A 13,473-nucleotide genomic window follows, 5' to 3' on the forward strand; every position below is an offset into this window, starting at 1 on the left:
GTTCCCCCATGACCGTGGACGACGTCGCCCGCGGGGCCGATCCCGAGGACGTCAGCACCAACCCGTCGGGCAATCCGGCGTTCCGGGACGTCGCCGAGGCCCGGTGGACGCGGAGGTCGGTGATCCGCGGCGGGACGGTGGCCGCCGCCGCCGGGTTCCTCGCCGCCACCGCCGGACCGGCCGCCGCCGCACCCCTCGCGCCCGCCCCCGCCGGCTCGGGCGGGCGCGGCCACGGCCGCGGCCGGCTGCTGGGCTTCGCGCCGGTGCCCGCCGGGTCGGCCGACGAGGTGGTGGTGCCCGAGGGGTACGTCGCCGAGGTCCTGATCCCGTGGGGCACGCCCCTGAACTCCCGCGGCCCCGAGTGGAGGAAGGACGCCTCCAACACCGCCGCCGAGCAGGCCCAGCAGATCGGCATGCACCACGACGGGATGCACTTCTTCCCGTCGGGCCGCGGGGAGGGACTGCTCGTCCTCAACCACGAGTACGTCGACCGCACGCTGCTCTACCCCGACGGTGACGCGGTCATGACCAAGGAGAAGGTCGACAAGGCGCTGGCCGCGCACGGCGTCAGCGTCGTCAAGATCGAGCAGTCCGGCGGCCGGTGGCGGCAGGTCGACTCCAGGTACAACCGCCGCGTCACGGGCAGCACCCCGGTCGCCTTCTCCGGCCCGGTGCGGGCGGACCACCCCCTCCTGCGGTCCGGCGACAAGCCGATGGGCACGCTCAACAACTGCTCCAACGGCTACACCCCCTGGGGCACGTACCTGGCGTGCGAGGAGAACTGGAACGGCTACTTCGGCACCGGGAACGCCTCCTGGAAGCCCACGGCCGAGCAGGCCCGGTACGGCGTGGTCGCCGAGGGGTTCGGCTACCGGTGGCACGCCGCCGACCCCCGCTTCGACGTGGCCGTCAACCCGAACGAGCTCAACCGGTTCGGCTGGGTGGTGGAGATCGACCCGTTCGACCCGAAGGCGGCCCCCGTCAAGCGCACCGCGCTCGGCCGCGTCAAGCACGAGGGCGCGACGGTCACCGAGTCGCGCGGCCGTGTCGTGGTCTACACCGGTGACGACCAGGACGGCGAGTACGTCTACAAGTTCGTGGGCAGCGCGCCGTGGCGGCGGCTGCGCACGCTCCGCAAGGACCCGCTCGACCATGGAACGCTCTACGTCGCCCGGTTCGACGACGACGGCTCGGGCACCTGGCTGCCGCTGACGTTCGGCACCGGCCCCCTGACCGCCGCCAACGGCTGGAAGGACCAGGCCGACGTGCTCCTGCGGACCCGCACGGCGGCGGACGCGCTCGGCGCCACCAGGATGGACCGTCCCGAGTGGGTGGCGGTGAACCCCGGGAACAAGGACGTCTACCTCACCCTCACCAACGGCTCCGGCTGGGACAACAAGGCCAACCCGCGCAAGCCCAACCCGTACGGCCACATCATCCGGTGGCGGGAGAAGGGCGGCGACAACACCGCCACGTCCTTCGAGTGGGACATCTTCGTGCTCGCCGGGGACCCGGCCTACGACCCGGAGGCCGGACCGGCCGCGGAGGACGCGTTCGGCTCGCCGGACGGGCTGTGGTTCGACCGCGACGGGCGGCTGTGGATCCAGACCGACGTGTCCAACTCCACGCAGAACCGCGCCGACCGCGGGCACGACAACATCGGCAACAACCAGATGCTGGCGGCCGATCCGCGCACCGGCGAGATCCGCCGGTTCCTGGTCGGGCCGCGCGGCTGCGAGGTGACCGGGATCAGCACGACGCCGGACGGGCGGACGATGTTCGTCAACATCCAGCACCCGGGTGAGGCGACCACCTTCTGGGGCACGCCCACGCCGCAGAACCCGCGCGCGGTGAGCAACTGGCCCGACTTCGACCCGGCCGGCCGCCCGCGTCCGGCCACGCTGGTCATCCGCAAGAAGGACGGCGGCGTCATCGGCACCTGACGGTGCGGGAAACGGCTCACGCCGCCGGCCGGGAGGCCGCGGCGTGGGCCGTTCCGCCGTTCTCCGTGCGTCCCGGGACGGCGGCGATCAGGCCGGGGGACCGGAAGGTTCCAGCATGGGGACGAGGAAGCGCCGGGCCAGCGCGGCCAGCTGCTCGTCGTCGTCGAGGTCGACGAGGTGGCCGGGAATGGTCAGGAAGGACGCGGAGATCCGGACCATCATCTCGGCCACGAGGTCGGTGTCCAGCTCGCGCGCCACGTTGCCCGCGTTCTGCTCGCGGCGGAGCTGGCCCGCGACGAACCCCCGCACGGTTTCGAGGGTGCGGCCGCCGTCATTGATCATGGACGGCACCATCAGGTCCGGTTCGGTGGCGATCAGGCCGCCGATCAGCGGGTTGCCCCGGATGGCCTTCAGCGAGCTCACGAAGCCCAGGACCACGCGGTCGGCGGCGGTCTCGGCCTGCCCGATCTCTTCGAGGAACCGGTCGAAGTAGCGGCGGAACTCCCGGCGCACCACCTGCTCGACCAGCGCGTCCTTGGTGGCGAACCGCCGGTAGACCGTGATCCGCGAGACCCCGGCGCGCCGGGCCACGTCCTCCATGGTGGACCGCTGGATGCCCATCCGGCAGAACTGCTCGTACGCCGCGTCGAGGATGCGCACACGGGCCTCGTTGGTGTCGTCGACCTGTTCGACGGCGTCGGTGTACGCGCGTTCGAGCAGGGACTCCGGGCCCGAGGACGTCATGAGGAAGGACAGCGCATGTTCCACGAACTCCTCCTGGGCGGCTGACTCTACCTTAATCGCCGGCGGTCGCCGGGACGAGCCGCTGTGATGATGGGGCTGGTGATGGCCAAGGCTACGTACCGTCATTGATGATACATAGAAATATGATGCGTTTCTTCATATCCGTGAGTGTCGCGCGAGTCTCGTACGGGGGCCGCGCGGGCCCAGCGTGAACGCTCCGGACGCGGCGCCGGCGAGCGTGCGTGAAGAAGATCCCGGGCTCCGGCTGAGTAGTGGTGACCGCCATTCGCCTCAGAAGGGCCGGACATGAAATGGAGCCACGGATGGCAGCTCCACCGGACGTCGTGACCGACGACGCCACGGTGATCGAGCGGTCCAGGCATGAGCCCGATCGATTCGCCGTGATCTACGACAGGTACTTCACGGAGATCTACCGGTACGTGGCCGCGCGCCTCGGCCGCGACGCCGCCGACGACGTCGCCGCCGAGACGTTCTACGCCGCTTTCCGCAAGCGCGACCGCTTCGACCCGGTCCGCGGCGCCGTACGGCCCTGGCTGTACGGGATCGCCACCAACCTGGTCGGCCAGCACCGGCGCGACGAGAGCCGCCGCTTCACGGCGTTCACCCGTGCCGCGGCCCATCCGCGCCCCGACGGGCACGAGGCGCGGGTGGCCGCGAAGGTCGCCGCGGAGGGCGTACGGCCGCAGCTGGCCGGCGCGCTCGCCGCGCTCCCGGAGGGCGACCGTGACGTGCTGCTGCTCGTCGCGGTCGGCGGCCTGGCCTACGACGAGGTCGCGCAGGCGCTGGAGATCCCCAAGGGGACGGTCGGATCGCGGATGAACCGGGCTCGAAGGAAGCTGCGGGAGGCACTGGGCGGGACCGATCCCACACGTACCGAGGAGGAGTCCCATGGATGAGCTGAGGATGGTCGCCGAACTGCTCGACGAGGGCGGTCCATCCCCGCGGGTGACCGCCGCGGGCAGGGAAGGACTGCACCGGCTGGCACACCCGGCGGTGGACGAGGTCGGGACCCGCCGGGCCGGACGGCTCGGGCGGCTCGCGCGGCGCCCGTTCCGCATCGGGCTGGGGCTGGGGCTGGTCGCGGCCGCGGCGGCGACCGCCGTCGCGATCGCCGCCCTCGGCCCCGGCGGCGTGCCCGGAACGGGTGGGGAGGTGACGCTCCGGGCGGACGGGGCCAAGCAGATGGTGCTCGCCGCGGCCACCCAGGCCGAGCGGCAGACCGATGACCGCTACCTGGTGACGCACTCCAGGGACTGCCACGCCGAACCGGTCAGGGCCAAGACGGGGAACTACTTCGTCCAGCCGTGCTGGGAGATGTGGAGGTGGCAGGCACGGGACCGCGCCAACGATTCGGCGATCTGGTCGCGCGACCTGCCCGCGCGGCCGCAGACCGCCGAGGACGAGAAGCTGTGGAAGCGCGCGGGTTCCCCGACGACCTTCCCGTACCACGACGATCCGAAAGCGCTTCCGAAGCTCTACCGGACCAAGCCCACCCCGTGGAAGGAGGACCCCAGCGACCGCAACGAGAACGAGAAGGGGTTCTTCCTCATGGGCCTGGGGCGGACGATCACGGCGCAGGAGCTGCAGAATCTGCCCACGGATCCGAAGGAACTGGAGAAGATCCTGACGAGGCCGGAGCGGGCGCCCAAGCCGAGCACGAATCCGCGGGCCCGTCGCCACTCCAAGCCCACCGGGCCCGGTCAGAAGATCGTTGAGATGGGCAGCGCGGTCTCCGGCCTGCCGTTGCCGCCGAAGGTGTGGGCGGCCTTCATCAGGATGCTCGCCGATACCCCCGGCATCCAGGCGGTGGGCCGGGTCACCGACCCGTTGGGACGGCCGGGCGTGGCGCTGGAGGCGGCCCGCACCGGAGGCCCCATGAACAAGACCTCGATGGAACGCATCATCTTCGACCCCAAGACGGGCGCCCTGCTCGCGGAGGTGAGCACGTTCGTCAAGGCGGAGGACAACGAGAGGAACTACCGGCCGGGCACGGTGACGAGCTACAGCGCGAACATCGAGACGCGGTGGACCGGCAGCCGTCCCACATCGCCCAAGCGCGACTGAACGGTCCAGATCGTCGTTGACTTGCGGCGAGTTGTCGCCAAGGTGGCCTCGGGGGCGGCAACTCGCCGCACGTCAACGTGGGCCGAACCGGTGTGGATCACTAGTACCGGTTCGTCCTGGCGTCCAGTTCCAGGTCGGCGTCGATCACCTTCGCCGGGATGTCCTTGAGGCCCATCTGCTCCTTGAGGATCCGGCCGAGCGAGGGCAGCCGGCCGCGGTCGGGCCAGGTCCCGGGCTTCCACAGCGACGAGCGCAGGAACGCCTTGGCGCAGTGCATGTACAGCTCATCGACGTGGACGACGACGGCCAGCCGCGGGCGCCTGCCCTGGACCGCAAGGTCGTCGAAGAACGGCGCGTCCGAGACCAGGGTCGCGCGGCCGTTGACGCGCAGCGTCTCGTTCATCCCCGGCACCAGGAACAGCAGGCCGACATGAGGGTTGTGCAGCACGTTGCGGAAACTGTCGAGCCGGTGGTTGCCGGGCCGGTCGGCGAGCACCAGCGTGTGGTCGTCCAGGACCAGCACCGAGCCCGCGGGGTCGCCGCGCGGGGAGACGTCGCAGGTGCCGTCCGGGGCCGACGTCGCCAGCAGCACGAACGGCGAGTGGGCGATGAACGTGCGAGCGTGCTCGTCGAGACGGCCGATGTCCTTGTCCCAGGCGGTCTGCGGCGGCTCCTGCACGATCGCGCGGAGCTCGGCTTCGGTGGTCACCGGACGCATCTCAGGCGGATTCCCCATCCGGGTAAGGTAACCCTAAGTTCCGCCCTGGTCGAGCCGTACCGCGTACGGGTCGACCAGGGCAGGGCGGGTTCAGAAGGCGTCGGGGTCGTTCTGGACCTCCGGCGGGACGGGGTGGCGGTAGAGTTCGGCGGCGTTCTGCCAGGTGAAGCGGCGGATGTCGGCCTCGGGCAGCCCGCCGATCTCGGACTCGATGACCGTCTGGGTGGTGGGCCAGGTCGAGTCGCAGTGCGGGTAGTCGCTCTCCAGCAGGATGTTCTCGACGCCGATGCGGTCGCGCAGGGCGAACGAGGACTGGTCCTCCACGGCGCAGAACCAGAAGTTGCGCTTGAGGACTTCGGCGGGGGTGAGGCCGATGTCGGGCGTCCAGGTGCCGTACATGTCGTGGTAGCTGAGCATGTGGTCGAGGCGGTCCATGAGCCCGGCGACCCAGCCGATGCCGCCTTCGCTGAGGCAGATCTTCAGGTCGGGGAAGCGGACGGGCAGCATCGAGTAGAGCCAGTCGACGGCGGCGAACATCGCGTAGCCGAAGAACAGGACGCCGACGGTGTCGGGCGGGGCGTCGTCGGCGGTGGCCGGGGAGGTGCCGGACGAGCCGATGTGGAGGTTGACGACGGTGCCCGTCTCGGCGCAGGCGCGCATGATCGGATCCCAGTGGCCGGTGTGCAGGGAGGGCAGGCCGAGTTTCTGGGGCGCCTCGGAGAAGGTCACCGCCTTGAAGCCGCGTTCGGCGTTGCGGCGGATCTCCTGGGCGCCGAGTTCGGGGTCGAGGAGCCAGGGGATCTGGCAGGGGATGATCCGGTCGGGGTAGGAGCCGGCCCATTCCTCCAGGTGCCAGTCGTTCCAGGCGCGGACGGAGGCCAGGGCCAGCTCGGTGTCCCTGGTGGTGAGCTGGAGCCGCTGCCCCGCGAAGCCCGGCAGGAACGAGGGGAAGTTCAGCGAGGCGTAGATCCCGGCCAGGTCCATGTCCGTGATCCGGTGGTGGATGTCCCACGCGCCGCGCCGCATCTCGTCGAAGCGGGACGGCTCGAAGCTGTACTCGCTGACCGGACGCCCGACCACGGCGTTGAAGCCGACGTTGGGGAAGTCCTGGCCGTCGTACACCCAGACCTCGGCGCCGTCCTCCCGCTCGACGACCTTCGGGGCGCGGTCGGCGAACCTGGCCGGCAGCCGCCCCTCGAACGTGTGGGGCGGCTCGACGATGTGGTCGTCCACCGAGATCACGGTGTACTTGCGGTCCTGCCGTTCGGGCTCCGGCAGCCAGGTGGGGCCCTCGGCGCCCTTGCCTCCGGTGGTGAACGCGGTGTTCCCCGCGAGGTCGTCCAGGTTGATCGTCATCGGTGCGGTACCTCCGGTCGGTCACGGAACGGCGCGCGCACGGCGCCGCGCAAGGAGATGTCGGTGGTGGTGCGGGCGCGAGGTCGGGTGCGGGGTCGGGTGCGGGGTCGGGTGCGGGGTCGGGTGCGAGGGGACGGGCGGTGCGGCGGGCGAGGGGACGGGCGGTGCGGGGCACGGGCCGGTCGCCGGCCGGCCCTGGGACGGGCCTCCGGTGACGAGGAGGGAGAGGAGGGGGAGGAGGGAGAGGTCAGCCCGTGCCGTCGCGGCGGATGGTCTCCACCACCTGCTTGAGCTCCTCCACGTCCGACCGCAGGCGGGCGATCTCGGCGTGCTGCGCGTCGGGCTCCCCGGGGGACGGCACCGCCCCGCCCGGGCTGGCGGCATGCCCGCCGGGAGCCGTGCCGGACGCCTCCGGGCGGGTGGCGAAGCCGTCCAGGAACCCGGAGGTGAGGATCTCGGCCAGCGAGCCGGCCTCCTCCGCCAGGCTCTCCCGGTTCCACCGGACGGTCATGAACACCAGTTCGCGCAGTATCCGCTGGAAGTTGTGCTCGCCGATGTCGGCGCGCAGCTCCCCGCGCGCCACGCCGTCGCGGACCACCCGGTCCCACGTCTCGTGGCAGCGGGACAGGGACTTCATCAGGTCGTCGTACCTGGGCAGCGACGGGAGCCGGCCCACCTGCTCGTTCTGGTAGATCTCCGTCGCGTACGGGTGCCGCGCCGCCACCCGCAGGGAGGTCCTGACCAGCTCCAGGATGTTCTCCCGCGCGGTCCCGTCCCGCTCCGAGACCCGCTCGTACTCGGTGCTCAGGTCCTCCAGGAAGCCGACCAGGATCTCCGAGGCGATGTCGTCCTTGGAGGCGAAGTAGTGGTAGAGGGTGCCGGAGTTCAGCCCGACGCTCTCGGCGATCTCGCGGATCGTGGTGGCGCCGATCCCCCGCAGCGAGAACAGCCGGCCGGAGTGCTCGAGGATCTTCGCTCGCTGCCCACGGGCCACTGTTCTCGTCTCCTGCACGGGTTCCGGATCTTGCTGGGGGCGGGGCCGGCGTCGCCGGTTCCATCAAGCGCTCACTCGGTAGGGATTTTAGGGGACGGGGCGGTCCCGGCGAGTATCGGTTCGCCCTCCGGGGCCTCGCCCCGGTCCAGCTCCATGCCGCGGGTCTCGGGCGTCCTGGTGGCAACCGCGATCCCCAGCAGCGCGAGCACGACCACGTACCAGGTGAAGACGTGCGCCAGCCCCTTGCCGGTCAGCCATGCGTTCAGGTACGGCGCCGTCCCGCCGAACACGGCGGCGGAGACGGAGGCGGCCATGCCCACGCCGGTCGCCCGCGACCGGGTGCTGAACAGCTCGGCGAACCAGGCGACCTGGATGCCCGCGCCGAACGACTGCACGGCCAGGGCCAGCGACATCGCCGCCAGCAGCGCCCAGGCGCTCGGACCGAGCAGCCCCGACAGCGGGAAGGCCAGCACCGCCACCCCGGCGCCCCAGATCATGAAGTTGGTCCGGCGGCCGATCCGGTCCGACAGCATCGCCGTCAGCGGCAGCATCGCGATGAACACCAGGTTGGCCCCCACCCCCGCCCACATGGCCGCGCCGTCGTCCACCCCGTGGAAGCTGGTCGCGTAGGAGGGGGCGCTGACCGACCAGGCGTAGGAGAAGACACCGGTACCGGCGACGATCACCATGACCCGGAGGACGGAGGAACGTTCCACCCACATGTTCCGGAACGTCTCGCGCGTACTCGGCGGCGCCGTGCCCCGCCGGCTGCCGGTGAACACCTCGGGTTCCCGGAGGGTGCGCCGCAGGTAGAGGGCGACCAGGCCGAGCAGCCCGCCGAGCAGGAAGGGGATCCGCCAGGCCCAGTCGTTCAGCGCCCGCTCGTCCAGCACCACCCGCAGCGTCGCGCCGAGCAGGGTCGCCAGCAGGGTGCCGGTGACGGTGGACATGACGATCGTGCTGCCCCACAGGCCGCGGTTGCGCGGGGTGGCCATCTCGGCGACGTAGGTGTACGACCCGCCCATCTCGCCGCCGTGCGCGAAGCCCTGCAGGCAGCGTGCCACCACCAGCCAGACCGAGGCGAGCACGCCGACGGAGGCGTAGGTCGGGCCGATCGCGATCATCACGCTGGACAGCGCCACCAGCGACATCGTGACCAGCAGGACCAGGCTCCGGCCGCGCCGGTCGGCCAGCCGGCCGAAGACGATCCCGCCGACCGGCCGCATCACGAAGCCGACCGCGAAGACCGCCAGCACCGACAGCAGGTTGGAGACGTCGTTCCCGGTGTCGAAGAAGTCTCCGGCGAAGTAGCCCGCGAAGATCGCGAAGACCGCCCAGTCGTACCACTCCAGGGCGTTGCCGAGGTTCACCGAGAAGAACATCCTGCTCTTGGAGGCGCCTCGCCGTGCCGGCCGGTCCCCGCTCGGGGTGGAGAGAGAAGTCGCCATCAGGACTCCTTGGGACAGGGGCCGCGCTCTGATGCGCGACAGCAAGAGAGTGATCCAGGCCACGGCGATCTGTCAACCACTTGATTGGGAACCAATCAGCCACTTGATTAGCTTCGATCATCCGGCTTACGCTTCCGGCGAGCCGGACGAACAGGAGCGACCATGGACGCCGCACCGCGAACCGTGAGCTTCACCAGGATGGACGACGCCACCCCCGAGGAGATGGCGCTGATCCGGGACGAGGCCGCCGCGCACAAGGCCGAGCATTGGATGAACAACGTCGTGCGCCTCCTCGAAGGGATGAGGGGCTACACCTTCGGGTACCGGGTCGACCGGTACGAGCACTCGCTGCAGTCGGCCACCCGGGCGTACCGGGACGGCGCGCGGACGGACATCGTCGTCGCCGCTCTCCTGCACGACATCGGCGACGACCTGTGCCCCGACAACCACAGCGAGGTCGCCGCCGCCATCCTGCGGCCCGTCCTGGACGAGGAGGCGCTGTGGATCGTCAAGCACCACGGCGTGTTCCAGATGTACCACTACGGCGAGCAGCTCGGGATTCCCCGCGACGCCCGCGACGTGTACCGCGACTCTCCCTACTTCGAGGCCTGCGCCCACTTCTGCGCCGCCTACGACCAGGTCTCCTTCGACCCCGGCTACGACTCCGAGGACCTGGAGTTCTTCATGCCCATGCTGCGTGAGGTCTTCGGCCGCCCGCTGAAGGTGTGGGGCGACCCCGACCTGGCGGAAGCGTGATCGTCGATCCGCGGGAGGCCGCCCGCCACATCGAGGCCGGCCGGTGGTCCGACCGCCCGCTGGGCGCGCTGGTCCGGGACCACGCCCGCCGCCGGCCGGACGCGCCCGCGTACATCGAACCCGGCCGCGTCACCACCTGGTCGGCCTACGACTCCCGCGCCGACGGCCTCGCCGCCGCGCTGGCCGGGCTGTGCGAGCCGGGCGAACGGGTGGGGCTCCTCCTGCCCGACTCCGCCGATTTCCACGTCGCCCTCCTGGCCACCGAACGGGCCGGGCTGGTCGCGGTCGGCATCGGCGCCCGGGCCGGCGACGCCGAGATCGCCCACCTGCTGGCCCGTACCGGCGCCCGCGGCGTGATCACCCTGCCCGAGCACCGCGGCCGGGACATGACCGGCCTGGCCGCCGCCCTGCGCTCGCACGGGGCCGACCTGACCTGGCACCTGTTCGGCGGCGACGCCCCTCGCCTGCTCGACGTCTCGGGCACGGTCCCGGTGGAACGTCCCGTTCGGACGCGGGACCCGGCCGGACGCGCGCTCGGCCCGAACGACCTGTGGCTGCTGAACTCCACCTCGGGCACCACCGGCCTGCCCAAGTGCGTCGTCCAGTTCCAGAACCGCTGGATCCACTTCGCCCGGCTCGCCGCCGACGCCGGGAACCTGGGCCCGGACGAGATCTTCTTCGGCGCCGTGCCGGCCCCGTTCGGCTTCGGCCTGTGGACGGCGCACGTGGCGCCCACCGTCCTGGGCGTCCCGACGGTCGTCATGCCCCGCTTCGACGCCGACCTGATGGCGCGGATGATCGAACGCGAGCGGGTCACCGTCCTGTGCGCGGTCAGCACCCAGTTCCGGATGCTGCTGCGCTCCCCCGCCGCCGCCCGCGCGGACCTGTCCGGCCTGCGGGTGATGTTCACCGGCGGTGAGGCCATCGGCTACACCAGCGCCGCCGAGTTCGAGGAACGCACCGGTGCCGTGGTGCTGAACTTCTTCGGCTCCAACGAGAGCGGGGCGTTCAGCTGCACCCGCCATGACGACACCCGTGACCGGCGCCTGCGGACCGGCGGACGGATCATCCCCGAGATGGACGTCCGCCTCTACGACGAGCGCGGCGCCGACATCACCGCGACCGGCGGCCCCGGCCGTCCCGGCGGCAGGGGCCCGCTGCTCTCCGGCGGCTACTACCGGGACGACGCCGCCAACGAAGAGCTGTACACGCCCGACGGCCACCTGCTGATGGGCGACCTCGTCACCATCGACGCCGACGGCTACCTGCACCTGGTCGGCCGCACGTCCGACATCGTCATCCGCGGCGGCAAGAACATCAGCGCGGTCCAGGTCGAGGAGGCCGTCGCCACCCACCCCGCCGTGGAACTGGCCTGCGTCGTCGCGGTCCCCGACGACCTCTTCGGCGAACGGGTCTGCGCCGTCGTCACCCTCCGCGCGGGGCACGCCCTCACCCTGTCCGGCCTCACCGAACACCTGATCGGCGAGGGACTGGGCAAGGAGCTGCTGCCCGAGCATCTGATCGTCGTCGACGAGCTCCCGCAGTCCTCCGGAGGCAAGATCGCCAAGGGGCGGGTCCGTGACCTGGCCACCGGCCAGATCCGGCGCCGTCCGCGGCCCGCCGAGGTCTCCGGCTGACCGCCCGTACCCCGAGACGGACGACGCAGGGAACGCCCGGAGGCTCCGGGGCACCGCAGTGCCCCGGAGCCCCCGTTCGCCGTTCGCCGTTTTCGCCGTTCAGCGATCTGCGGTCGTGCTCTCCCTCCGGTGGTCGCGGGGGCTCGTCTCCGGTGTCGACGCCTCGGCGCGGGCGCCGCCTGCCGGAGCACCGCGCGAGGCCCGCAGGCCGCGCAGCAGCAGGACCGCCCCGGTCGCCGCGGCGGCGATCGCCGCCCCGCCGAGGATCCAGGCGTCCGGCACGGCTCCGCTCAGGCCCAGGGCCCATTCCTCGGCCGCGAACTCGGCGTCGGGATCGAGCAGGCCGGGCAGGGCGGCGGCGCCGTCGAAGATCAGGAACGTCGCCCCGAGGACGATGAAGAAGACCCCTCCGGCCAGCGAGGTGGAGTGCGTGCCGAACCGTCCCAGGGTGATCGGCCGGCCACGCAGCCACCTGCGGTGGCCGAGGTCGAAGCGATCCCACAGCAGCGCCAGGACGAACAGCGGAACCGCCATGCCCAGCGCGTACACCGCCAGGAGCGCCGCCCCGTACACGGGATCGCCGCCGACCGCGGAGACGGTGAGGACGCCGCCCAGCAGGGGACCGGCGCAGAAGCCCGACAGCCCGTAGACGGCGCCGAGCAGCCCCACCGACAGGGCGGAACCGGCGTCGCCCCTGCGTCCGGCGAGCCGCCGCAGGCGCGACGAGCCGAACCCGAGGCCGAGGATCTGGGCGGCGCCGAGGGCGATGATGGTCCACCCGCCGACGCCGATCAGCAGTTCGCGATGCCCGTTGAGCAGGCGGCCGGCGACCGCTCCCGCCGCTCCCAGCGGCACCAGGGTCAGGCACAGGCCCAGGTAGAAGATCACCGTGCGGCCCACCAGGCGGGTGCGGCCGGTGAAGGAGTAGGCGAAGAACGCCGGGAGCAGGAGGGCGCTGCACGGGCTGACCAGGGTGAGGAGCCCGCCGAGGAACGCCGCCAGGTATCCGACGCTCACCGTCCGCGCGCCTTCTCGATGGCGCCGGCGAACACCTCGAACGGCTGGGCGCCCAGGAGGGGCTCACCGTTGATGAGGAACGCCGGGGTGCTGACGGCGCCGATCCCGTACCCCTCGTCCAGGTCGGTTTGCACGGCATCGCGAGCCTTCGGACTCGCCATGTCCCGGCGGAAGCGGTCGAGATCGGGGACGCCGGCCTCGCGGGCCCACGCCACCAGGTGCCGGTCGGCGAAGGCGCCGGAGTTGCGGCGGCGCGGCTCGGCGTACAGCCGGTCGTGGAACTGCCAGAACCTCCCCTGCATGGCCGCCGCGCGGCCGGCCTGGGCGGCGGCCCGGGATTCGGGGCCGAGGACGGGCAGGTCGCGCCATTCGATGCGCAGCACACCGCGGTCGACGTACTCCCGGACGAGCCTCGGCTTGGTCTCGCGCGCGAAGCGTCCGCAGAACGGGCACTGGAAGTCGGAGTACTCGATCATCACGACGGGGGCGTCGACCCGGCCGAGCGCGTACGGGTCGCCGTCCTCGCGCCGTGGCTCGCCCGGCCCGCCGGACCCGCCCGAGGGAGAGGGCGGGGCCGTCGCCGGGGCGGTCCCGGTGGCGCGGCGGGGAGCCTCACCACCCCCTCCGGCGGTGGCGAGGACGGCGAGCACCAGCGCGGTGGTGAGGAGGACGGCGGCGGCGATGACGATGCGGCCTGAAGGCGCCTTGCGGTCAGTGGACATTCGCGAACACCTCTCATGGAGGACAGGACGTGACGGCTCGCGGCGGCCACGCG

At 71.8% G+C, this 13,473-nt stretch carries 12 protein-coding genes; 5 read left to right on the forward strand and 7 right to left on the reverse strand.

Annotated features, from left to right (window positions below):
• Positions 1–8: 8 nt before the first annotated feature.
• A complete protein-coding gene (locus tag IW256_RS35595) occupies positions 9–1,943 on the forward strand; it encodes a PhoX family protein (RefSeq protein WP_197015122.1) in 1,935 nt (644 codons plus the stop codon).
• Positions 1,944–2,030: 87 nt separating this feature from the next.
• Here the strand turns inward: IW256_RS35595 and IW256_RS35600 are convergent, their stop codons facing one another.
• Complete coding sequence (locus tag IW256_RS35600) at positions 2,031–2,687, reverse strand: TetR/AcrR family transcriptional regulator (protein WP_197016745.1); 657 nt, start codon at positions 2,685–2,687, stop codon at positions 2,031–2,033.
• Positions 2,688–3,010: 323 nt separating this feature from the next.
• On the opposite strand from IW256_RS35600, the gene IW256_RS35605 reads away from it, so the two are divergent.
• Positions 3,011–3,604 carry an RNA polymerase sigma factor gene (locus IW256_RS35605; RefSeq protein ID WP_197015123.1) on the forward strand — a complete coding sequence of 198 codons (594 nt, stop codon included), beginning with the start codon at positions 3,011–3,013 and terminating at the stop codon, positions 3,602–3,604.
• A complete protein-coding gene (locus IW256_RS35610) occupies positions 3,597–4,772 on the forward strand; it encodes a CU044_5270 family protein (RefSeq protein WP_197015124.1) in 1,176 nt (391 codons plus the stop codon). The genes IW256_RS35605 and IW256_RS35610 overlap by 8 nt, the downstream gene beginning before the upstream one ends.
• 100 nt (positions 4,773–4,872) lie before the next feature.
• On the opposite strand, the gene IW256_RS35615 is transcribed toward IW256_RS35610, so the two are convergent.
• From IW256_RS35615 to IW256_RS35630, 4 genes are all read right to left on the reverse strand, one after another.
• Positions 4,873–5,490, reverse strand: coding sequence for a pyridoxamine 5'-phosphate oxidase family protein (locus IW256_RS35615; protein ID WP_231405573.1), 618 nt, complete (start codon positions 5,488–5,490; stop codon positions 4,873–4,875).
• Between the two features lie 90 nt (positions 5,491–5,580).
• Positions 5,581–6,846 carry an amidohydrolase family protein gene (locus IW256_RS35620; protein WP_197015126.1) on the reverse strand — a complete coding sequence of 422 codons (1,266 nt, stop codon included), beginning with the start codon at positions 6,844–6,846 and terminating at the stop codon, positions 5,581–5,583.
• 247 nt (positions 6,847–7,093) lie between these two features.
• Positions 7,094–7,840, reverse strand: coding sequence for a TetR/AcrR family transcriptional regulator (locus IW256_RS35625; RefSeq protein WP_197015127.1), 747 nt, complete (start codon positions 7,838–7,840; stop codon positions 7,094–7,096).
• 71 nt (positions 7,841–7,911) lie between these two features.
• Entirely contained in the window at positions 7,912–9,288 is a 1,377-nt protein-coding gene (locus IW256_RS35630; RefSeq protein ID WP_197015128.1) for an MFS transporter, read from the reverse strand.
• A gap of 162 nt (positions 9,289–9,450) precedes the next feature.
• Between IW256_RS35630 and IW256_RS35635 the strand changes: the two genes are divergently transcribed.
• Both IW256_RS35635 and IW256_RS35640 read left to right on the forward strand, forming a co-directional pair.
• The gene (locus tag IW256_RS35635) at positions 9,451–10,044 is read left to right on the forward strand and encodes an HD domain-containing protein (protein ID WP_197015129.1); all 594 of its coding nucleotides are present in this window, start codon (positions 9,451–9,453) and stop codon (positions 10,042–10,044) included.
• Entirely contained in the window at positions 10,041–11,681 is a 1,641-nt protein-coding gene (locus IW256_RS35640) for a class I adenylate-forming enzyme family protein (protein ID WP_197015130.1), read from the forward strand. The genes IW256_RS35635 and IW256_RS35640 overlap by 4 nt, the downstream gene beginning before the upstream one ends.
• Positions 11,682–11,780: 99 nt before the next feature.
• Here the strand turns inward: IW256_RS35640 and IW256_RS35645 are convergent, their stop codons facing one another.
• Both IW256_RS35645 and IW256_RS35650 read right to left on the reverse strand, forming a co-directional pair.
• On the reverse strand, positions 11,781–12,698 hold the full coding sequence (locus IW256_RS35645; protein WP_197015131.1) for a cytochrome c biogenesis CcdA family protein: 918 nt from the start codon (positions 12,696–12,698) through the stop codon (positions 11,781–11,783).
• Positions 12,695–13,420, reverse strand: coding sequence for a DsbA family protein (locus tag IW256_RS35650; RefSeq protein WP_197015132.1), 726 nt, complete (start codon positions 13,418–13,420; stop codon positions 12,695–12,697). The genes IW256_RS35645 and IW256_RS35650 overlap by 4 nt, the downstream gene beginning before the upstream one ends.
• Between the last annotated feature and the right edge of the window lie 53 nt (positions 13,421–13,473).

Source organism: Actinomadura viridis, assembly GCF_015751755.1.
Taxonomy (GTDB): Bacteria; Actinomycetota; Actinomycetes; order Streptosporangiales; family Streptosporangiaceae; genus Spirillospora; species Spirillospora viridis.